General features: G+C 46.6%; 17 protein-coding genes. 4 read left to right on the forward strand and 13 right to left on the reverse strand.

Annotated elements, in window-relative coordinates; all coding sequences use genetic code 11:
• Positions 1-2 precede the first annotated feature (2 nt).
• From M2387_RS13965 to M2387_RS13985, 5 genes are all read right to left on the reverse strand, one after another.
• A complete protein-coding gene (locus M2387_RS13965) occupies positions 3-1133 on the reverse strand; it encodes a hypothetical protein (RefSeq protein ID WP_259050247.1) in 1131 nt (376 codons plus the stop codon).
• Between the two features lie 322 nt (positions 1134-1455).
• Complete coding sequence (locus tag M2387_RS13970; RefSeq protein WP_259050248.1) at positions 1456-2313, reverse strand: ABC transporter permease; 858 nt, start codon at positions 2311-2313, stop codon at positions 1456-1458.
• A complete protein-coding gene (locus M2387_RS13975) occupies positions 2313-3143 on the reverse strand; it encodes an ABC transporter permease (protein WP_259050249.1) in 831 nt (276 codons plus the stop codon). The genes M2387_RS13970 and M2387_RS13975 overlap by 1 nt, the downstream gene beginning before the upstream one ends.
• A 69-nt stretch (positions 3144-3212) precedes the next feature.
• A complete protein-coding gene (locus M2387_RS13980; RefSeq protein ID WP_259050250.1) occupies positions 3213-4352 on the reverse strand; it encodes an ABC transporter substrate-binding protein in 1140 nt (379 codons plus the stop codon).
• A 28-nt stretch (positions 4353-4380) separates the two neighbouring features.
• Positions 4381-5424, reverse strand: coding sequence for an ABC transporter ATP-binding protein (locus M2387_RS13985; RefSeq protein WP_259050251.1), 1044 nt, complete (start codon positions 5422-5424; stop codon positions 4381-4383).
• Between the two features lie 160 nt (positions 5425-5584).
• Between M2387_RS13985 and M2387_RS13990 the strand changes: the two genes are divergently transcribed.
• The 4 genes from M2387_RS13990 to M2387_RS14005 all read left to right on the forward strand — a co-directional run bounded on the left by M2387_RS13990 (position 5585) and on the right by M2387_RS14005 (position 9344).
• On the forward strand, positions 5585-6352 hold the full coding sequence (locus M2387_RS13990) for an MBL fold metallo-hydrolase (protein WP_259050252.1): 768 nt from the start codon (positions 5585-5587) through the stop codon (positions 6350-6352).
• On the forward strand, positions 6349-7365 hold the full coding sequence (locus tag M2387_RS13995) for a LacI family DNA-binding transcriptional regulator (RefSeq protein ID WP_409039971.1): 1017 nt from the start codon (positions 6349-6351) through the stop codon (positions 7363-7365). Before M2387_RS13990 ends, M2387_RS13995 begins: the two co-directional genes overlap by 4 nt.
• A 14-nt stretch (positions 7366-7379) precedes the next feature.
• Positions 7380-8147 carry an inositol monophosphatase family protein gene (locus M2387_RS14000; protein ID WP_259050253.1) on the forward strand — a complete coding sequence of 256 codons (768 nt, stop codon included), beginning with the start codon at positions 7380-7382 and terminating at the stop codon, positions 8145-8147.
• 126 nt (positions 8148-8273) lie between these two features.
• Complete coding sequence (locus tag M2387_RS14005; RefSeq protein WP_259050254.1) at positions 8274-9344, forward strand: DUF1176 domain-containing protein; 1071 nt, start codon at positions 8274-8276, stop codon at positions 9342-9344.
• 122 nt (positions 9345-9466) lie between these two features.
• Here M2387_RS14005 and gadC read toward each other — a convergent pair whose 3' ends face one another.
• The 8 genes from gadC to M2387_RS14045 all read right to left on the reverse strand — a co-directional run bounded on the left by gadC (position 9467) and on the right by M2387_RS14045 (position 19614).
• Positions 9467-11041, reverse strand: a complete 1575-nt coding sequence (gene gadC / locus M2387_RS14010; protein ID WP_259050255.1) for a glutamate:gamma-aminobutyrate antiporter — start codon at positions 11039-11041, stop codon at positions 9467-9469.
• A gap of 102 nt (positions 11042-11143) precedes the next feature.
• Positions 11144-12541 carry a glutamate decarboxylase gene (locus M2387_RS14015; protein ID WP_259050256.1) on the reverse strand — a complete coding sequence of 466 codons (1398 nt, stop codon included), beginning with the start codon at positions 12539-12541 and terminating at the stop codon, positions 11144-11146.
• A 708-nt stretch (positions 12542-13249) separates the two neighbouring features.
• Positions 13250-13993: an amino acid ABC transporter ATP-binding protein gene (locus tag M2387_RS14020; protein WP_259050257.1), complete on the reverse strand. Its 744-nt coding sequence runs from the start codon at positions 13991-13993 to the stop codon at positions 13250-13252.
• Complete coding sequence (locus M2387_RS14025; protein WP_259050258.1) at positions 13993-15057, reverse strand: amino acid ABC transporter permease; 1065 nt, start codon at positions 15055-15057, stop codon at positions 13993-13995. The genes M2387_RS14020 and M2387_RS14025 overlap by 1 nt, the downstream gene beginning before the upstream one ends.
• A gap of 10 nt (positions 15058-15067) precedes the next feature.
• The gene (locus M2387_RS14030; protein ID WP_259050259.1) at positions 15068-16276 is read right to left on the reverse strand and encodes an amino acid ABC transporter permease; all 1209 of its coding nucleotides are present in this window, start codon (positions 16274-16276) and stop codon (positions 15068-15070) included.
• A 61-nt stretch (positions 16277-16337) separates the two neighbouring features.
• Positions 16338-17387 (reverse strand): amino acid ABC transporter substrate-binding protein, encoded by a 1050-nt coding sequence (locus M2387_RS14035; protein ID WP_259050261.1) that lies wholly within the window; start codon positions 17385-17387, stop codon positions 16338-16340.
• Between the two features lie 140 nt (positions 17388-17527).
• Complete coding sequence (locus M2387_RS14040) at positions 17528-18229, reverse strand: sulfite exporter TauE/SafE family protein (RefSeq protein ID WP_259050573.1); 702 nt, start codon at positions 18227-18229, stop codon at positions 17528-17530.
• Between the two features lie 62 nt (positions 18230-18291).
• A complete protein-coding gene (locus M2387_RS14045; protein ID WP_259050263.1) occupies positions 18292-19614 on the reverse strand; it encodes an MmgE/PrpD family protein in 1323 nt (440 codons plus the stop codon).
• Between the last annotated feature and the right edge of the window lie 12 nt (positions 19615-19626).

A 19626-nucleotide genomic window follows, 5' to 3' on the forward strand; every position in this document is an offset into this window, starting at 1 on the left:
AATTAACCTTCATCATATTCATTACTATCTTTATTATTATATTCATCACTATCGTAATAATCATCCAAACATCCATTATCTGAAAGGTATTTCCAAATAGCGATCTCTTTATCTTCTATTTCACTTGTTGAATATTGTTTATAATTTTTCATTGTATCAACGTAAAATTCATCAAAATTTTTATTTTCCATAATAGACTCTGCAGCCATAATTAGTGTTGTCACCTTTCTTTTTATTATGAGTTCTTCCATATATTCACTCTTTGTCAACGCCTTCAACAGATCATGCTCATCTATAAGCAGAACCTCATCTACTATAAAATCATCAATTATATCACTCAGATTACGAAGTAAAGTACACCTTTGGTTTACATCGCCTGTATAAGCTTGTTCAATTGCAGGTTTAATTAACTCTGAATAACAAAAATCGGATATCTGAGCATGAAATTTTGGACCTAATGGTTGAGCATTATCATCATCTCGCATTAGCGCATTATAAAGAATAGAACGCATCTTATCATGAGTTTCAGATATATCTGGAGCGGACGTTTGCTTCGTTTTCATATATGCTGAAGTTGAGGAGCTTGTCGTTATTATATCCGGTTTATCTGTTGTGCTGACTGATGTCTGATGGCGGATTTGACTTTGCGTTGCCCTGTCCCCATAAATTTTTTCATAATAAGAATAGGGGGAAAATGATGTTTCTGGAGTCGCCGTCGAATCAACTTCAGGCCTCAAAGTATAGCCTGCTGTAGTTGATGAGCCCTCACCAATGTTCCACAAAACTCTATCTACCGGAGCTGGAACTTTTGGAAGGCAAGGAGGCGGCATATTTTCTAAACAATTACTTGTACTCTGTCTTCCTAAAAAATAGTAAACCCCACCTGCAACCAGTGCACTTACTCCTGTCAGAATAGTGCCGCCAATAAATATACGCTTCGCCAAACTTTTTTTCGTGGAAATATCTACTGTTTCAGTATCAAAAAAATGAACGACACGATCAACCTTAGTTTCGGTATTATTTCCCACCCCAGTAATTACCCTACTAATTCCTGGTGGCTCATTTAAATCACCCTTAATTATATCACCACTTACTCCTCCTATATTATCCGGACGACTTTCATTCAGCTTCATATATGAAAACCCCTGAAACATACATTCTCCTTTAATTATTTCACTTGGATTTTTGAGACAATTAAATTATAACGCCCACCGTTACAAATCGGACCGTAGCAGGAGTACAGACCCATTTAATTTCTCTTCATCCGGAGAATAACCTTGATGCTCCAGCCTTACTTTCAATTAACATTTTTCCGAAAAAATATATCACCTAAAAAACTTGAAAAATGGCGGTAATATATTATTGCTATTTGCGTAACATCCTTGTTACTCATTAAAAAATAGTCTTTGCATCATTGTACTCAACTATCTTTTGTCGTAATACAGACAGTCTGCTTTACTTCCCCATCTTCGACAGCATTTCCGGTCGCATAAATTTATTAATCACCAGCATAAAGAGTATCGAGGGTACCAACAGGATCAGTGCCGTAATTGACGATATCTGATAATTTCCTGACATGCTGGCATTATACAGCAGCAGCGGTAAGGTGGTTATCTCCGGCGCGCCAACAAAAAATGTTCCGGTAAACTCATCAAGCGATTCAAGGAAGACAAAAATACCGGCTGCAATAATGCCAGGTGAAGCCTGGGGCAGAATAATATGCCAGAAGGTAAATATCGGACCGGCCCCCAGATTACGTGAAGCTCTTGCCTGGAGTGGGTCAACGGAAGAAAAAGCCGCGACACAAATCCAGACCGCATACATCAAGCCATGAACACTGTGCACCAGTACTACGCCAGCAATCGTCCCGTTTAATCCCCACTGATAAAAAATACGCGCGATATTCATATACACCGTCAAGTTTGGAAACGCTTGCGGGATAAGAAACAGCAGCATAAAAAAGACTCTGAACGGCATGCCACGCCGGGATAATGCATAACCTGCAGGAATGGCAATAAGCAGGCAGACCACCACGGAGAGTATGGCAATAAAAATACTGGTGAATAGCGAACTGGAAACGTCACTATAAGGGCTGAATACCTGGTACCAGTATTTTAGTCCCCACTGATTAGGCAGGGTATGGGGGAAATACCAGCTTTCCGCCACGGTCCAGATCAGTAGATTAAGCAAGGGGCCAAACATTACAAAGGTTATGAGGATAACCAGAATGGTTTGTAGCAACAGGTTACCAGATAATCTTTGGCGCCCTTTTACCCATAATCTTGCCGGTAATGTCATTGCTAGTTCTTTCATTATTCTCCTCCTTTCTGGCGCAGGCTGTGCCGCAGATAAAACCAGGAAAGCGCCCCGCAAATTAGCAGCGAAATTACGCCCAGGGCATTTGCCACGGCATAATCACCGTACGAATTTACACGGAAAGCCATATCAACGGTCAGCATAGTCGGTGATCCCGTTCCTATCATTAGCGGAACGGAAAGGACTGACATCATCACGACCGTTGACAGGACTAATGCCACGCCAATCGCAGGCATCACCTGCGGCAGAATAATGCCAAATAAAATACGTGGTCGGGAGGCTCCAAGATTTCTCGCAGCCAGAATTTGCGCTTGTTCAAGAGAGGCCATCGCCCCACAAATTAATAGTGTTGCGAAGGCCAGCTGCTTCCAGACAAAAGTAATAATAATGCCTTTCCAGCCTAACCAGGATACGGTATCCATGGGTGTTACCCAGTCGGTCGCCACCAGCATATTATTCATCAGGCCATTTTTAGCCAGAAATGTACGCATCATCTGGGCGGCGACAATAAAAGGAATAAACAACGGTAAGCGATATAAAAAGGCCAGTGCCCGTACTACTGGTTTACAGGGCGACAGAGTAATTACCGCAGAAAGCGTAATAGAGATAACCGCCAGCAGCGCGACGGAAATCAACACGATAAGCACGGTAAACAGAATATCATTGGAATAAAGGGTAAAAACTTTACTGAAATGTTCCAGCGTAAATTGTTGCGTTTTAGAGGTAAAAGCCGAAATCAGTGAGAAGCCCAGAGGATAGAGGAATAACACCACAATCATCAAAGCAGCCGGACTCACCAGCAGCAGATATTTTAGCGATAAGCGCATGACGAACCTTATAGCGATAAGAAAAATGCTCAGAGTGAAAGCAGAATCACTCTGAGCATCGGGAAATCATTAGTTACTGACCTGGCTTTCATAGCCTTCTTTGATATCGTCAAAATAAGGTGCTATCGGGAAGCTTTTGCCATATTCAGCCAGGGCTTCAGGCGATATTTCAGCAAATAATTTCTGCCAGGTTTTTTCATCCAGTTTTGATTTCACATTTTCGGCATCAATACCCGGATACCAGTTGAATTGCTTAACAATACCTTCAGCCTGGACTTCCGGACTGGTGGCCAGTTCAATAAACTCGCGGGCCAGTTGCGGCTGCGCTGCCTTAGCAGGCGTCACGTAATACATCGGTTGTCCCGGCATACCCGGCGCCAGTAAAGTCAGCTTCAGTGATGGCGGTAATTTACCCTGATCTTTCCAGCTGTAGAACATATCAACCCATACCGGGCCCATCGTAATTTCACCACGCGACAGCATATCGAGTGTCCCGGCGTTACCAGGGGTAAAGGTCACGTACTTATTAAACTCTTTCAGTTTTTCAAATGCCTGAGGCCAGTTTTTTTCAACACCTTTATCGTAAGGTAGTGCCGATAAACGCTTGGCATCGGTGCCATAGGCATAAATCCAGCCCACGACAAAACTCACACCGGACATACCATTTTTAATACCGTTATAGCCAAAAGCTTGTGGATTCTTTTGTGCCCAAGTGACCAGCTCGTCATAAGAAGCTGGCGGCGTTTTTATCGCTTCACTGTTCCAGGCAATGGCTGTCTGGCTTAAGAACATCGGCATAACATAGCCATCAACATTCACACCAAGCGCATTTTTAGCATTATCAGCGCTGACCATTGAACCGGTTTTAATCTGCTGACGATATTTTTCTAGCAGACCTTTCTCTACCAGTTCACCGCCCGCTTTCTGATGTACCACGGCAACATCGATATCCCAGGTTTTAGCGCCACTCTCTTTTTGGGCGGTTAATTTTTCAATCACTTTGTTGGAACCCGCATCACCAGGACCGGTGCCTACCACTCTGACTTTCACACCAGGATGGGTCGCTTCAAATTTTGGTCCCAGCCAGGTTTTAACGTAATCCACCATATTTTGATCACCTGCAGTGGCGACATTTAACACAGTTTCCGCTTGCGCTGCGCTGCTCAGTAATAATGCAGTGATTAGCGCGAGTTTTGTTTTGGTAAACATGAATTGCCCTCAGAGTAATTGAATAATTTTAGTGCGTATGATGTGTGTTAAAAATATGCAGAGCGGATGCGGGGATCTGTAATCTAACCGGGCAGTTTACAGGCCAGCATTGTGGTGAATCGGCTAGAAATAGTCTGTCGTGGCAACGAATGCCGTGACGGTAATGATGTCCGAGAAAAGCATTCTGTTCGACTATCCCCTCAAGCGTTAATCCCTTTCGTGGCGTATCCTGATTTAATACTGAAAGCGCGACATCGGTACTACGAAAATATATCAAGCTTTCTGCCTGATATTCACCTTCCAGATTAAGATGATATTTATCACCCATCGACGTTGTGATTTCATTTAATGAAATACGGTTATCAGCACCCATAAAATCAGCCACAAATGGCGTTTCCGGGCGCTGGTAAATATCTTCAGGCGTACCAACCTGTTCAATATGACCATTATTCAGAACCACAATACGGTCTGCCATAACTAAGGCTTCTTGCTGGTCATGGGTGACAATAACCGAGGTAAACCCGAGTTTTTTTTGCAGCAATTTAATTTCATGGCGCACGCTTAAACGCACCTTTGCATCAAGGTTAGAGAGCGGTTCGTCAAGCACCAGTACATCCGGTTCAATAGCCAGCGCACGTGCCAGCGCAACGCGCTGCCGCTGGCCACCAGAGAGCTCGGTTATTTTGGCATCAGCTAAACCAACCAGATTGACGACCTGTAATAACTCATCAACCCGCTGCTTAATATCATGATTTTTCCATTTACGTAGCTTCAGGCCATAACCAATATTACGTGCCACCGACAGATGCGGCCATAAGGCATAGCTTTGAAAAACCATCGTAATATTACGCTGTTCCGGTTCGCTAACCGTGATATCCCGACCGGCTACAACTATGCTTCCCTGCTGAACCGGAATAAAACCACAGAGAGCATTTAATAACGTGGTCTTTCCACAGCCGGAAGGGCCAAGTAGAGCGATCATTTCGCCTTTATTGACCGCAAGATTAATATCTTGCAGGACAACTTTGTCTCCATAACTTATTTTGAGTTGGGAAATATCCAGGTAGCTCATTATTGTGTCCAGACAGTCTGTTTAATTTTTTTTATGCCGATGAACACGTGTTCATTAATTTGTAAAAAAAATGAAACGCAAATCCGACACTATGTGAGCCTACTCTGGCGTGTCTTTGTGACACTTTAATTAAGCGCGAAAAATTTTTTGGCGAGGAAAAATGAAAATAGACGTTCTCGGCTGTGGTAGCGCGTTCTCCCGCTGGCAAAATACTTCTGCGTTAAGAGTGATGGATGAGCGTTACCAGTGGCTTATCGATTGCGGCCCGACCATTCCCAGAGCACTGTGGCAGCGAGAAGGAGATATTAATGATATTGATGCGATATTTTTTACCCACGTCCACCCGGATCATTGCACCGGGCTGACGGCATTACTCAATTACTGGAAAAGTTTTTCACGTCATAAGCCGCTGATTATTTATAGTCAGCCAGAACAGCGTCCGGTGCTAATGCAATTAGCCAGGCTGGCAAACTGGCCTGCGACCTCACTGAGCTTTGCTATTGAATGGCGGGACAGCGACACGAGCTGGAACTGGCAGCACTGGCATATCCAGACCGCTCCAACTCAGCACGAAATCGCCAACCAGGCAATCCGGATAGACATCGGCCAGGATAGCCTGTTTTACAGCGGTGATGGTCGTCCGACTCCCGAATCGCTGGCGTTAATGGTGGGCAGTCGGTTGGCTTTTCAGGAATGTGCGTCACTGACCGCTCTGGCAAATGATTCCTCCCACGGAGACTATCCTGGCTGTCTCGCACTATTTCAGCAACTCGCCCTACCCCGGCTTGGGCTCTATCACTGTAATGACGCTATTCTTCCGGCGCTGCGGCAAGCCTGCCTGCTCTATCCGGGACTGTTTGTCAGCGAGGACGGTTTACAATATGACTTTTCTCAACAGCAGTTTTTTCATACCGAGTATCCGCTGTGAGTCCGTTACCCGACAGGCAGCATGTGACCGCCCAGGATGTCGCCAGCAAGGCTGGCGTTTCCCGTGCCGTGGTCTCTCGTGCACTCAGTAATAACGGCAGTATTTCTCCGGCAACACGCGCCCGGGTCTTACAAGTCGCAGAGGAGCTGGGTTATCAGGTTAATTTTTTAGCACAAGGACTAAACCGCCAGCGCAGTCATTTAATCGGGGTTATTGTCTCTCATATCAGCGATCCTTTTCGTAGTTCGCTGCTGGATGGGTTGCTCACTGAGATACAACGCCTGGGTTTTCAGGCGCTGGTGTCTGAAATTCATAATGAGCAGGAGCTGGCGGAAACCCTACGCAATTTCACCCAGTTTCGCGTTTCCGGCGTGATAGTTACTTCAGGCAAACCCCCGGAGGCACTGGTCAATCAATGCGTACAACAGCATATTCCGGTGGTCGGGATTAATCGTCAGCCTGATATTCCCGGCGTCGACTATGTCTGCTCCGATAACGTTGCTGGCGCGACCCTTGCGGCTAATCAATTAGTGCGTGCCGGTTGTCGCCGTTTTGGCTGGCTGAATACCGAGAATTCAACCTGGGCAGGCAGAATGCGCGGCGAAGCCTTTACCCGGGCACTGCAGCAATCAGGCGTAAATACCGGGCTGGATTTAGTTTCGCTGATTGCCGGGCAGGAAGGATACCATGGCGGTTTCCATGCGGCGTTACAGGCAGCGGAAGACCTCAAGGGTATATTTTGCGCCAACGCCCAATTAGCCTGTGGCTTTCTCGACGGTATGCGAAAGCGTGGTAAAGATGCCCCGCAAGATTTTCAACTGATCGGCTTTGATAATACGCCGCAAACCGAGCAGTATAGTTACCAGTTAACCACGCTACATCAGGATATTACTGAGCTATCCCGGCAAGCGCTGGCCCATCTGCTGGCACGCACCAGTAACCCGACACAACCCTCTCAAACCTCCTGGGTTAAGGTGTCTTTAATTTACCGGCGCACATCGCCATCTATTTGATAAGAGCGAGAAATATGACGGAACAACAACAGCAAGGGTTATGTGATTTAATTCGCCAGCTAGGTGCCAGAGCCCAAGCGTTACGTGACGCAGGATTACAGATTGAAAGCAAAGGTCGCCAGGATTTTGTCTCTGAAGCGGATGTCTATGTTGAAAGTGTGCTGAAGCAGTGGCTGGCGGAACAGTTTCCCGAAGACGGTTTTCTTGGCGAGGAGAGCGGTCTGGTTGCCGGGAAGTCCGGGATTTGGGTGCTTGATCCAATAGACGGTACGACTAACTTTATCCGCGGTATGGACTACTGGTGTATTTCGCTCGCTTATGTTCAACAAGACATCATCGAACTGGGTATCATTTATGCCCCTGATCGTAATGAATTTTTCTTTGCACGACGTGGCGCAGGGGCATTTCTCAATGGTAAACGCTTGAGCTTGCAAGAGCCTGCCTCTGATGCCGTAGTGATAGGTATGGGGCGCTCAAGTCGCACTACGGTGGCGCGCTATACTCAGACACTTGAATCAGTACTTAGTGACGGAATCGAATACCGTCGTTTTGGTGCCGGCGCGCTGATGCTGGCACATGTTGCATCCGGCTTAGTTCATGCCTATTACGAAGAATATATTAACAGCTGGGATGTACTGGCTGGATTACTGCTTATCACCGAGGCCGGAGGAAAGAGTAATGCATTTTTAGACAACGAAGGATTACTGAAAGGCAATGCCGTGCTCGCTGGCTGTCCTGCTGTTCTGTCCAGAATATCTGAAATTCTTCCTCCCCTGAAATAATATCGTGGCTATTCGCTGTCTGATAAGGCAGCGAATTTTCTACCTCACCGATAAAAAATACACCTGATATAATCGCCCCTCAATCCAACGAAAATTAACAAAACATCATCTTTTAAGGGATAATTTATGACCCAACGGAAGCACGTTACCGCCCTGTTCAGCAGACTGAGTACGCAACTCGTACTGTCTGGACTGGCGTTAGCTATCTCTGGGAGTGTACAGGCAACTCAGATACCAGAGGCGGTCAACTTTACCCACAAAGACTGGGATCTGGTTTGTGATAATACCCTGACCTGCCGCGCGGCTGGCTATTCTTCTGATGATATTGACCCGGCAGCAACGGTTCTGATTACCCGTGAAGCCGGAGTAGCAACCCCCGTCACTAACAAGGTGATGCTGGCAGACTATGACGGTGAAACGGCTCAGAACACTCCCGGAATACCGCTATTACTGATTAATAAAATATCTCAGGGGCCATTATTAACCCTGGATGGTGATAGCTGGAAAATGAGTGAAGCGCAGTTCAGCGCCTTTAAACAAGCGCTTCAGCGTGATAGCACCATTAGCTTTATAGATAATATCAATGAGTACATCTTCTCCGGGGCAGGCTCCAGCGCTGTACTACTGAAAATGGATGATGTTCAGGGGCGTATTGGTACCCCTGATGCTTTGATAAAAAAAGGGACAGCCAGCGAAGCCAGTATCAAACCACCTGTTGCAGTTCCGATTATTGTTAAAGCCCCAGTGATGGATACTGACAGTCGCGATATGACCGCTGAGGAAATTGCATTAATTAAACCGCAGATCCTCGAATTAAAAAGTTCGACTACAGATTGCGATGAAGAGTTGCTCGCCGAAACATGGCAGATAGCCAGGCTGAATAATGAACAATCCCTCGTGACCGTACCCTGCTGGAGAGCGGCTTATAACAGCGGTGATGTCTATTATGTTATTCGGAACGATATGAGTATCCCACCCGAGGTAGTAACTGACAGCGCTACCGACTATGAAGACGGCCTGCTGTCGTTTGCTATGAAAGGTCGTGGATTAGGAGACTGCTGGAACTACCAGCAGTGGGTCTGGGATGGGCAGAAATTTGTTGCCAGCTCATCGGGTAATACCGGACGTTGTCGCTTAATTCGTGCAGGTGGCGCCTGGGATATGCCGCAACTCGTGACGCGAAGTATCGCCCGCTGATAGCGTGAATGACTGGCAATAAAAAACCGGAGAGCCATTTAATGCTATCCGGTTTTTTCATTCACGGCTCAGAATCTCTGGAAACCCTCAGTGACTCTCACGCCGTTATCGTCGTTCCGGGTCTATTTTTTATCCGGACCATTGTTTGCACTATCTTGCTTGTTTTCCAATTTATCATTATGCACCAGGTGCCAGAAAGAACGTGCACGCGGGTGAATAAAGAAGTGGTTCGGTGGCGCATTGTGCGTTTTGATATGCACCATAGTGATACCGGTTTCTTTGCCTCTCTTATCGTGCAGCGCATAGATAATAAACGGCACCAGGAAAATCACCACAAAGCTAACGCCCAGTAAGATGACGTAAGTATCTGCACTTCCACCAACAGGTAAAGAACTTGGTGGGAAGAATGACACTACAAACGCGAAGATAGAGATGATAAGCCCTGCAAAAGCAAGTATCAGCTTAACACCTTTACCACCCGGGATATTAAATGCACGTTTCTTTTCTGGCTGTTTACGAACCAGATGGATATAACCCAGGAACAGCATAAAGTAGCTGCACAGATAAATAACCACTGTCAGTGCCAGGGCAATCAGGAACGACATATTCCCGCCGCCGCCGGTGTTGGTCAACACGGTCAGCGCGACTGTGGTAATCAGTAACTGAGAGATAACCAAAGTCACAGGCACGCCATTTTTGTTAACTTTAGAGAATGCTTTTGGCAAAATGCCCTTCTGAGCAGCAACGAACATACCGCGTGAAGGTCCGACAATCCATGAAGCAATCTCTGCCAGTACACCTAATAGCAATAACGCAGCGATAACACGGACTGCCCATTCAAGCGTGGTGCTGAAATGGCCAACCAGGACACTGAAGGTTTGCACCACACCTGCCGACAGGTTGATTTCATTGCTTGGAATAACCGCTGCAACGGATAACCCGCCGATTGAGCTTAAGCAGATGGCCGCTATCATCAGCAACAGCATGGCCGCCGGATAATCTCTACCCGGGTTTTTCATTTCATTGACGTGAGTTGCCGAGGCTTCAACACCCATATAACTTAAAATAAAGGCAACAAATACCACCATGGTGCCGATTTGGGTGAAGTCAGGGAAGAAAGTATCAGCACTGATTTCAATTGCCAGTGGCGCACCGCTTACCAGGTAGCTAATTGCCAGAACAACTAAAATCAGGGCTGGCAGTAAGATACCGGCAAAGAAACCGACTTTAGCAATCGTTGCAGTATATTTAGTTCCACCAAACTGAGTGAATGCGAGTCCCCATAGAATGACTAATGCGGCAATAGTTTTAATAACCGGATCGGTATTCAGTTCTGGCCAGTTCAGAATATAGGACAAGGCCCCGAGGACAAAATAAAGCATTGGAATAAAACCAACGGCTATTTGCAAATAACCAAAAGATATCGCTGCAAACCCCCACCGTTCACCCAATGTATTAGAGACCCAGGCAAATACGCCGCCCTCTTCCCAGCCCTCTACGGTTGCCATTTCAGCAGCACAGAGTGCAACCGGAATAAACCACAACAATCCGCCTAATAATAAAAAGAAAACTAAACTGAAACCGGATGTGGCGAAGGTCGGATATTCATATACCGCCATAACCATCGATGCCGTAATTGCAAAAAAGCCCAATAACGTTAGCTGTTTTGCCGCCGGAGCTGTCGTTGTTGTTGCCATACGCACTCTCTTAATAACTATTTTAGTAAAAGTAATCAGTCATTAACTGATACTTGAAGTTCAAAGAGCCAAGGGCTCTTTGAACTAGCGGGGATAGAATGATTAGCTATGGTTGAAGCTAGTACCGTCTTTATCAGACAGAGGAACGCTGACAGGGTGTTTTTCGAAATACTCTAAAGTGCGTTTGAAATCTTCAATCAGTAAGGAAGCCAAGTCGAGGCTGACACCGTGACGTACCAGAATACGCTGAATAATCATATCCTCACGATTTGCAGGCATTGAGTAAGCCGGTACTTGCCAGCCGCGGCTACGCAATTTGTCGGCAATATCATATAAAGAGTAGCTGACTTTCGCGCCGTCTTTGATTTTCCATGCCAGGGCTGGAATACCTGTTTTACTGTCGCCATCGAAAAGCATTTCGAATGGACCCAGTTTTTCAATTTCACGAGACAAGTATTGTGCAGTGGCGTAGCAAGAATTATGAATTTTTGCATAACCATCACGTCCCAGGCGCAGGAAGTTGTAGTACTGAGCGACAATCTGGCCACCAGGGCGAGAGAAGTTTAGTGCGAAGGTTGGCATGTTACCGCCAAGATAGTTCACATTGAAAATCAGCTCTTCAGGCAGGTCTTTCGCTTCACGCCAGACAACCCAGCCAGCACCCAGAGGGGCTAGACCAAATTTATGGCCAGAGGAGTTAACGGACTTAACGCGTGGTAAGCGGAAATCCCACTCCAGCTCTGGTGCACAGAACGGCGCCAGGAAACCACCACTCGCCCCATCCACATGGATAGGAATATCCAGACCAGTGTCTTGCTGTAATTTGTCCAGTGCATCGTGGACTTCTTTAACCGGCTCGTACTGGCAGGTAAAGGTGACACCTAAAGTGGGTACAACACCAATAGTATTTTCATCAACACGTTTTAATACTTCTTCGGCGTTCATAATCAGGCGATCGCCCTCAAGTGGGATCTCACGAAGTTCAACATCAAAGTAGCGGGCAAATTTATGCCAGCAGATTTGTACCGGCCCACAAATCAGGTTTGGTTTATCGGTTGATTTGCCCTGAGCAGCGCGTTTTTTACGCCACTGCCATTTTAATGCCAGACCACCCAGCATCGCGGCTTCTGATGAACCAATAGTGGAGCAACCGAGGGTATTTTCTGGATCTGGAGAATTCCATAAGTCTGCGAGCATTCTCACGCAACGACTTTCCAGCTCTGCGGTTTGCGGGTATTCATCTTTATCTATCATATTTTTATCGATAGATAAGTCCATCAACTCACGGATTTCGTCATCAACCCATGTTTGACAGAAAGTCGCTAAGTTTTGGCGCGAATTACCGTCAAGCATGAGCTCATCACGTATGGCACTGAATACATTGCGAGGATCACGTTCTTCTGTAGGAAACTGACTTTTTGGTAATGATCTGGATAGCTCAAGCGATCCATAGACATCATCCAGCTCGCTATAATTTGAAGATACTGATTTCTTATTCATAAATAATTCCCTCACCTAATAAGTGTTTACTATCCGATGAATCTAAGCTCATATAAAAAATAGGTCGAATCTGAGTTTTTACAAATCAAATTTAAAAAAAATAAATCTATATCATCGAACGGCTCGTCAAAAATAATATAATTACCATAAAATAAGAAATAACCATTTGTAAAAAAACGAATTTTTAACACAATAAATCTATCATGATAAAATTTCATTTTAGTTACCGTGAAAGGTCATAACAAAATATAAAAGTATAACGAAATACGTAACCTGACAGATTTCCTCTGAGGAAATTAATTTCCCCCTATGTATAGAAATAATTTCTCATGTCAGAAAACATAGTTCATGTATTTCATCATGCACATCGCAATTTATGACAGTTAGATCAAAATCAATTAAATCGCCAAAAGAATTCAGAACGTTATTTTTTGACTCTTTTAGTCAAAAAAATAATAAAACACAATAATAACAATAGGTTATTTTTTGCTTTAGATGATAAAAATGAGAGGGGAGAGAAATTCTGGCATGAATGATATCAATAATAAATATTATTTTTATTTATTAATTAAATACCATGCTAATTATTATTGTGCGGAATTATTTATCGATACGCAAAATATATCGCCCGCCATCAAGTATCATGATGACGAGAGATATACCATTGCAGTTACCTTTCAACATATTGAAAGCCAATGAAATAACGATCTAGTGGCTTAGTATTTGCTCTAAAAATTGCTGTGTTCTTGGATGCTCAGGCTGGTTGAAGAATTGCTCAGGCGGGGCAGACTCTACAATTGCGCCATCCGCCATCAGGATAACTTTGTCTGCTACAGTCCGGGCAAAACCCATTTCATGAGTGACGACAATCATGGTCATTCCACCCTCGGCAAGATCTAACATCACGTCCAGAACTTCTTTGATCATTTCAGGATCAAGCGCTGAGGTTGGCTCATCAAACAGCAGTATTTCTGGCTCCATGCAGAGTGCACGGGCAATAGCCACGCGCTGCTGTTGCCCGCCAGAAAGTTGCAAAGGAAATTTATATGCCTGGTTACCAATATGCACTTTTTCCAGATAGTGCATGGCAAGCTCTGTTGCCTGCTTCTGGCTCATTTTACGCACAAGCTTAGGGCCGAGCGTTAAGTTATCCAGAACGCTCAGATGGGGGAACAGATTAAACTGCTGAAATAACATGCTGATACTCTGACGAATGCGATTGATATTTCGCAGGTTGTCATTCATCTCAATGCCATTAACCCAAATCTGTCCTTGCTGATGTTCTTCCAGCCGATTAATACAACGGATGAGTGTCGATTTTCCTGAACCAGAAGGCCCGCAGATAACGACTCGTTCGCCTTTGGCTACTTGCATTGAGACATTGTTGAGAACCTGGAATTTCCCGAACCATTTACTAACTGCATTAATTTCTATGACTGGACGTTGTAACATCAGGCTATTCCTTGTTCATTACGGCTGGAATCAATACGTTTTTCTACCCAAATGGCGTAGCGAGAAAGCGCAAAACCAAACAGAATATAAATGGCTGAGATAAAGAGGTAGGTTTCAATGTAATACCGTCGCCAGAGCGGATCTTGCATGACAGCACTGGTTGCCGTCAGCACATCAAACAGGCCGATGATAATGACAAATGAGGTATTCTTCATCGCGGCAATAATATGATTCGTCACGCCAGGCAGACAGATTCGCAAGGCCTGAGGCAAAATAATTTTAGTAGTGGTATGCCAGTATCCCAGGTTGAGTGCCGCCGCCGCCTCATACTGACCGCGCGGGACCGACTGAAGTCCTCCGCGGATAACTTCAGCCTGATAACAGGCAAAAAATAATGCTATCGCCACCACAATACGCAGAAGTTTGTTCACCTCCATATCCGCAGGCAGAAATAGCGGGAAGATATTCACTGCGACAAACAGTATCGTTATCAAAGGCACACCACGTAGCCCTTCAATAAAAATAACCGATAATCCACGCAAAAAAGGGAGCGGCGATCGGCGACCTAAGGCGAGCGCAACCGAAACCGGCAGGCCTATCATCACCGTACCGGAAAAGAGTAATAGTGTTAGCGGCAAGCCGCCCCAGTCAGCGGAAGGAACCGGAACCAGCCCGAAGACACCGCCACTCATCAAAATGGCCATCACGACCAGAGCAACGCCCCACAGCGGCCACAAATAGCGCGATTTCCAGCAAGCGGGTGACAATGACACCACCACGCTCACCAGCCAAATCAGCATACAAAGGGCAGGACGCCACTGCTGTTCGTAGGGATAAAGGCCAAATAAAATGGGACGATGCTTTTCTGCAATAACGGCCCAGCATGCTCCCGTCGCCACGCGACACTGCTCAACTGTGCCAGTAAATACCGCATCATAGATGCCCCAGCGCAAAAGTTTTGCACCTGCCAGCACAATAACGATACCCAGGGTGATAGTGAGAATAGACTGTATCAGGCTGCTGAATAAATTACGTCGCAGCCAGTAAATTGCTGAATGTTGCATATTCAATTCCTCAGCGTTCTTTAATGGCAACGTAACGGTTGAAGATATTCATCATCAATGACGTGCTGGCACTGATAATAAGATAAACCACCATCATGATAGCGATGGCCTCTAACGCCTGGCCGGTCTGGTTCATTAGTGTATTACTGATATTGGCAAGCTCCGGATAACCCACTACCACGGCAATCGAACTGTTTTTCGTCAGGCTGACATACTGGCTAGCAAGCGGCGGTACCATCACCCGCATCGCCTGAGGAATAACGACATGGCGGGTGATATGCCAGGATGACAAAGAGAGGGAGCGAGCAGCCTCAAGCTGTCCTTTCGGTACCGACTGAATACCGGAGCGCACAATCTCAGCGATAAAAGCAGACGAATACAGAGCAATCCCCAGCAATAGCGCCGTAAATTCCGGGCTGACCGTAAAGCCACCTTTAAAATTAAAACCTCGCAGTTCCGGGCTATTTAACTGTGAAGGGGCTCCGGCCAGCCACCAGACCAGAAGCGGCAGACCAATCACTAAGCCAACACGAAGTCTGGTGACGGAAAAAGTACGCCCGTGCTGTTCACGTAAACGTCGGGAAATAAACGCCAGTAAACTGCTCAGTATCAGTGCCGCGACGAATGCAATAAGCGTCCATAACCACCCATCATGATGCTCTAAAACAGTGACTGTCAGCCCGCGGTTGGTCAAAAAACCAAAATTGAAGAGTTCAATAGCTTCGCGGGGTGCTGGCAGATTACGGATTAATACCGACCAAAAAATGACCTGTAAAATAACCGGAACATTGCGCAGAAGCTCGACATAAACTTCCGCCAGTTTAACCAGCAACCAGTTTTTTGAGACGCGCCCCAGACCGACAATAAACCCCAGTACTGTCGCCAGAACAATGCCACAGATAGCGACATACAGCGTATTCAGCAACCCAACCAGCACAGCACGGGCATAGTTATCGCTAGACTGGTAATCAATCAGCGTTTCACCAATCGCAAACTGGGCACTTTGTTCAAGAAAAGCAAAGCCCGTGGTAATACGCTGAGTGCGCATATTGTCCACCGCATTACTGTATAGCCACCAGGAAAACACCACACACAGCAAAACCACTAGAACCTGGTAACACCAGGCACGGGTCGTCTTGCTGCCAAAAAAGGTAAGCAAAGGGTGGCGCGAACCTCCGGTTGAAGAAAGTGCGCGGTTTACATTGTCGATTGGTTTCATTATTTCAAAGTCAGTGACAGACATAAAAAAGAGAAAGATCCCTCTCACAGGGATCTATCAGTTAGCGAATCGGTAAGCCGTACAACAGGCCACCTTCGGTCCACAGATTATTTAAATCACGATCCAAAGGTTCTGTGGTTTGCGGGCCAAAGTGGCGGTTATAGATATCACCGTAGTTCCCCACCTGTTTCACCAGGTTATAGGCCCATTTATTATCCAGGCCCAGTTTCTGACCATAGTCACCGCTTACACCTAACAGGCCTTGTACATCGGGATCCACTGACTTCAGCTGTTCATCAACATTGTTCTGATTCACTTTTAGCTCTTCAGCATTGAAGGTGGCGTAAACCACCCACTTCACAATATCAGCCCACTGGTCATCACCCCGGCGAACGGCCATTGCCAGCGGTTCTTTGGAGTAGATACCAGGTAAAATAATGTGGTCGTCGGCATTTTCGGCATCAAAGTTTTTCACGCCAGATAACGCCACTTTATCCCGGGCAATCACATCACAACGCCCGGCAAGGTACGCGGCGACATACTCCTTATTATTTTCAATCACCACCGGCGTGTAGTGCATATTGCGCGAGGCAAAAATCTGCGCCACATTCTGCTCGGTGCTGCTGCCTGGCGTGATACACACTGTCGCACCATCCAGATCTTCTACTTTTTTAACCCCACTGTTAGCGCGGACCATAAACCCGGTGCCGGTATAAAAATTCGGTGGTGCAAAACTCAGCCCGAGTGAAACATCCCGAGTCAAAGAAGCGGTGATATTGCGCGAAAGCACATCAACTTCACCGGACTGAATAGCCGGAAAGCGCTGAGCAGTTGAAAGCGGAGTGAAACGGACTTTACTGGCATCACCAAATACGGCCGCTGCCAGAGCGCGGCAAAAATCCACATCCAAACCTTGCCACTGGCTTTTACTATCAATAGAGGCAAAGCCATGCCGTGCCGGATGGACACCGCAGACCACCTCACCTCGGGCAAGAATTTTTTTGAGCGTATCGCCGCTTGCGACAGGCGCTTCATTCGCTAATGCCTGACCTGTTAAGGCGCTGAATGCCAGCAACAATGCCCCCGCCACGAAAGTCGTTTGTTTCAACATGAAAGTTCCTTCTGCTACTCATCATCAATATTTATTAAGGGTTAAATGTGACCGGCACAGATAACGTTATTTTTTTCAAAATGAGCCGTCCTGGCAAAGACAAAATCCAGCAAAGCAAATGCGAAAATGGTCTGATAAAATCAGTGACTCATGCCCTGCCATAACAATTGCAGGCCTAATATCAGCATCGTCAGCCTGAACACCACGCGAAAGAAGCGTTCAGGCAAATGATCCAGTAAACGTGTTCCAAGCCAGGTGCCTAAAACCCCACTGACTATCATGGCAGCCAGGACAGGTAACCAGGCAGACCAGGCGAATCCCAGCAATCCAAAAGCGAGGATCTTCAGGCCATGCTGAAGGACCATGCAGATTGAGTGTGTCGCAATCAGCGGTTGCTTGGTCAGCCCCTGAGAGCTGATAAGCCCTGCCACCATCGGCCCTGTTGCCCCTACAATCATCGACCCCAGACTGCTTAATCCCCCACCGAGAATAAATAAGGGCCGGTTGAGAGGTTTACTTTTGCGACGTGGACGGCAAACCGACCACAGCACAAACAGACCTAAGGCTATACGTGCCGCACTGTCCGGAATAATCGCCACCAGTGGCGTACCCAGCGCAATCCCGATGACACAACCCAGTAAAAACCACAGCACCAGCGGCCAGACGATATAGATTCGTTGGATCAGACTACGGCTCAGATTCGACCCTAGCTGCACAATGCCGTGGACCGGCATCAGGCTACTGACCGGCATCCCCACCGCCATGATGGCGAGTAATACTGTGCCTCCTCCAAGCCCCAGGGCCGCTGTCAGCGCAGAGGTCACAAAACTACACAGCACCATCACACAGGCAAATACGGGTGAAATATCAGCGGGAACCCATTGCTGAATCAGCTCTATTCCACTCAACGATAATCATCCTGTAATAACCTCTGATAGAGTGACTTCGCCGCTTCAAGCGGCAGTGCCCGGGTCGCACAATCAAAGAATTTCTCGACAAGCACCCCTTCCGGAAGCGGGCGAGATGGGCTGGAACCCAATGCACCAGCAACTGACTGATGGAACTGCTGTCCATCAGTGGTGGTTAAGGTGACATAAGCGGTATGGGTGACCGTATCCTGATGGGTCGTCAGGGTGACTTTATTCATTAATGCCTGGGTTTGGGGGTCAGAAAAACGGGCATTATCGACAAAATCATCCAGCGTCAGCGTTCCTGTGACAAAAGCCCGCGCCACGCAGTAATGCAGGCTAAATTTTCCTGCCAGCGGGTTTTCAGGCTGCGGAATATTGATATGCGGAAAACGGATCGGATGAACCTGTACCTCAATGCGGGCAATCTCTTCAGCCTGTAGTTCGGTCTGTTTACGCAATTCAAGTACGCCATCGACAGGAGACAAAATGGCATAACAACAAGAGAAGTATTTGAAGTTATTACTTTTCTCCGTATCAAGGATATGAACCTTTCCTTCCCAGGATTCTGTCAGGGGTAAGGCATCAGCATTGGCGCTGCCATTAAAGACATTGAAATAACCATGGTGATGTTCAAACGCTGTTTTACCGGCGCTAAAATCCGCTTCAGCTAATAACACGGCCAGCACGGCGCTGCGTGCCGCCTGTCCAACCCCCAGCGCTTTGGTCTCACTACCAAAATTAGACTTAATTCCACTGGCCAGTGAGGTACAAATAGAGAGCGCCGTTGCCGTCTGCTGTTCGCTTAAACCTACTAATACTGCCGCCGCGGCAACGCCCGCAAAGATTCCCACCGTGGTGGTTGGATGCCAGCCATGGCGATACTGGAAAGGACTAACTGCTTTACCCATCCGTACCGCGGTTTCATATCCTGTCAGATAGGCACGAATAATCGCATCACCGTTAAGGTTACGATCGTCCGCCAGGGCCAACAAAGCAGGTAGCACGGCAACCGAGATATGACCATGTAACCAGGAGTTGGAATCATCAAAATCCAGCAAGTGGGCCGCAGTGCCATTTAATAACGCGGCATCAAGCGGGTTTAAACGCAGGTCAGTTCCGAACACCCGACTGTTACCCTTCGCCGCTGACAGAGTAATTACGCTACGTAATTTACCCGCCTCTTCCTGGACAGCCCCCGCCAGAGTCACGCCCAGGGTATCGATAATGGCAATACGCGCCTGTTCACGCGCCAGCTCAGAGAAGGGTTGCTGCGAAAAAGAGAGTAAGTTCTTCGCAAATTGTTGCGCCACGGTCATCAAAGAGTCCTT

Origin of the sequence: Klebsiella sp. BIGb0407 (assembly GCF_024807845.1) — a bacterium.
Classification (GTDB): Bacteria; Pseudomonadota; Gammaproteobacteria; order Enterobacterales; family Enterobacteriaceae; genus JGM124.

Excerpts from the sequence above, each read along its gene's own strand:
- M2387_RS13965 (WP_259050247.1), bottom strand. The coding sequence starts at position 1,133 with ATGAAGCTGAATGAAAGTCGTCCGGATAATATAGGAGGAGTAAGTGGT.
- M2387_RS13970 (WP_259050248.1), bottom strand. The coding sequence starts at position 2,313 with ATGAAAGAACTAGCAATGACATTACCGGCAAGATTATGGGTAAAAGGG.
- M2387_RS13975 (WP_259050249.1), bottom strand. The coding sequence starts at position 3,143 with ATGCGCTTATCGCTAAAATATCTGCTGCTGGTGAGTCCGGCTGCTTTG.
- M2387_RS13980 (WP_259050250.1), bottom strand. The coding sequence starts at position 4,352 with ATGTTTACCAAAACAAAACTCGCGCTAATCACTGCATTATTACTGAGC.
- M2387_RS13985 (WP_259050251.1), bottom strand. The coding sequence starts at position 5,424 with ATGAGCTACCTGGATATTTCCCAACTCAAAATAAGTTATGGAGACAAA.
- M2387_RS13990 (WP_259050252.1), top strand. The coding sequence starts at position 5,585 with ATGAAAATAGACGTTCTCGGCTGTGGTAGCGCGTTCTCCCGCTGGCAA.
- M2387_RS14000 (WP_259050253.1), top strand. The coding sequence starts at position 7,380 with ATGACGGAACAACAACAGCAAGGGTTATGTGATTTAATTCGCCAGCTA.
- M2387_RS14005 (WP_259050254.1), top strand. The coding sequence starts at position 8,274 with ATGACCCAACGGAAGCACGTTACCGCCCTGTTCAGCAGACTGAGTACG.
- gadC (WP_259050255.1), bottom strand. The coding sequence starts at position 11,041 with ATGGCAACAACAACGACAGCTCCGGCGGCAAAACAGCTAACGTTATTG.
- M2387_RS14015 (WP_259050256.1), bottom strand. The coding sequence starts at position 12,541 with ATGAATAAGAAATCAGTATCTTCAAATTATAGCGAGCTGGATGATGTC.
- M2387_RS14020 (WP_259050257.1), bottom strand. The coding sequence starts at position 13,993 with ATGTTACAACGTCCAGTCATAGAAATTAATGCAGTTAGTAAATGGTTC.
- M2387_RS14025 (WP_259050258.1), bottom strand. The coding sequence starts at position 15,057 with ATGCAACATTCAGCAATTTACTGGCTGCGACGTAATTTATTCAGCAGC.
- M2387_RS14030 (WP_259050259.1), bottom strand. The coding sequence starts at position 16,276 with ATGAAACCAATCGACAATGTAAACCGCGCACTTTCTTCAACCGGAGGT.
- M2387_RS14035 (WP_259050261.1), bottom strand. The coding sequence starts at position 17,387 with ATGTTGAAACAAACGACTTTCGTGGCGGGGGCATTGTTGCTGGCATTC.
- M2387_RS14040 (WP_259050573.1), bottom strand. The coding sequence starts at position 18,229 with ATGGTGCTGTGTAGTTTTGTGACCTCTGCGCTGACAGCGGCCCTGGGG.
- M2387_RS14045 (WP_259050263.1), bottom strand. The coding sequence starts at position 19,614 with ATGACCGTGGCGCAACAATTTGCGAAGAACTTACTCTCTTTTTCGCAG.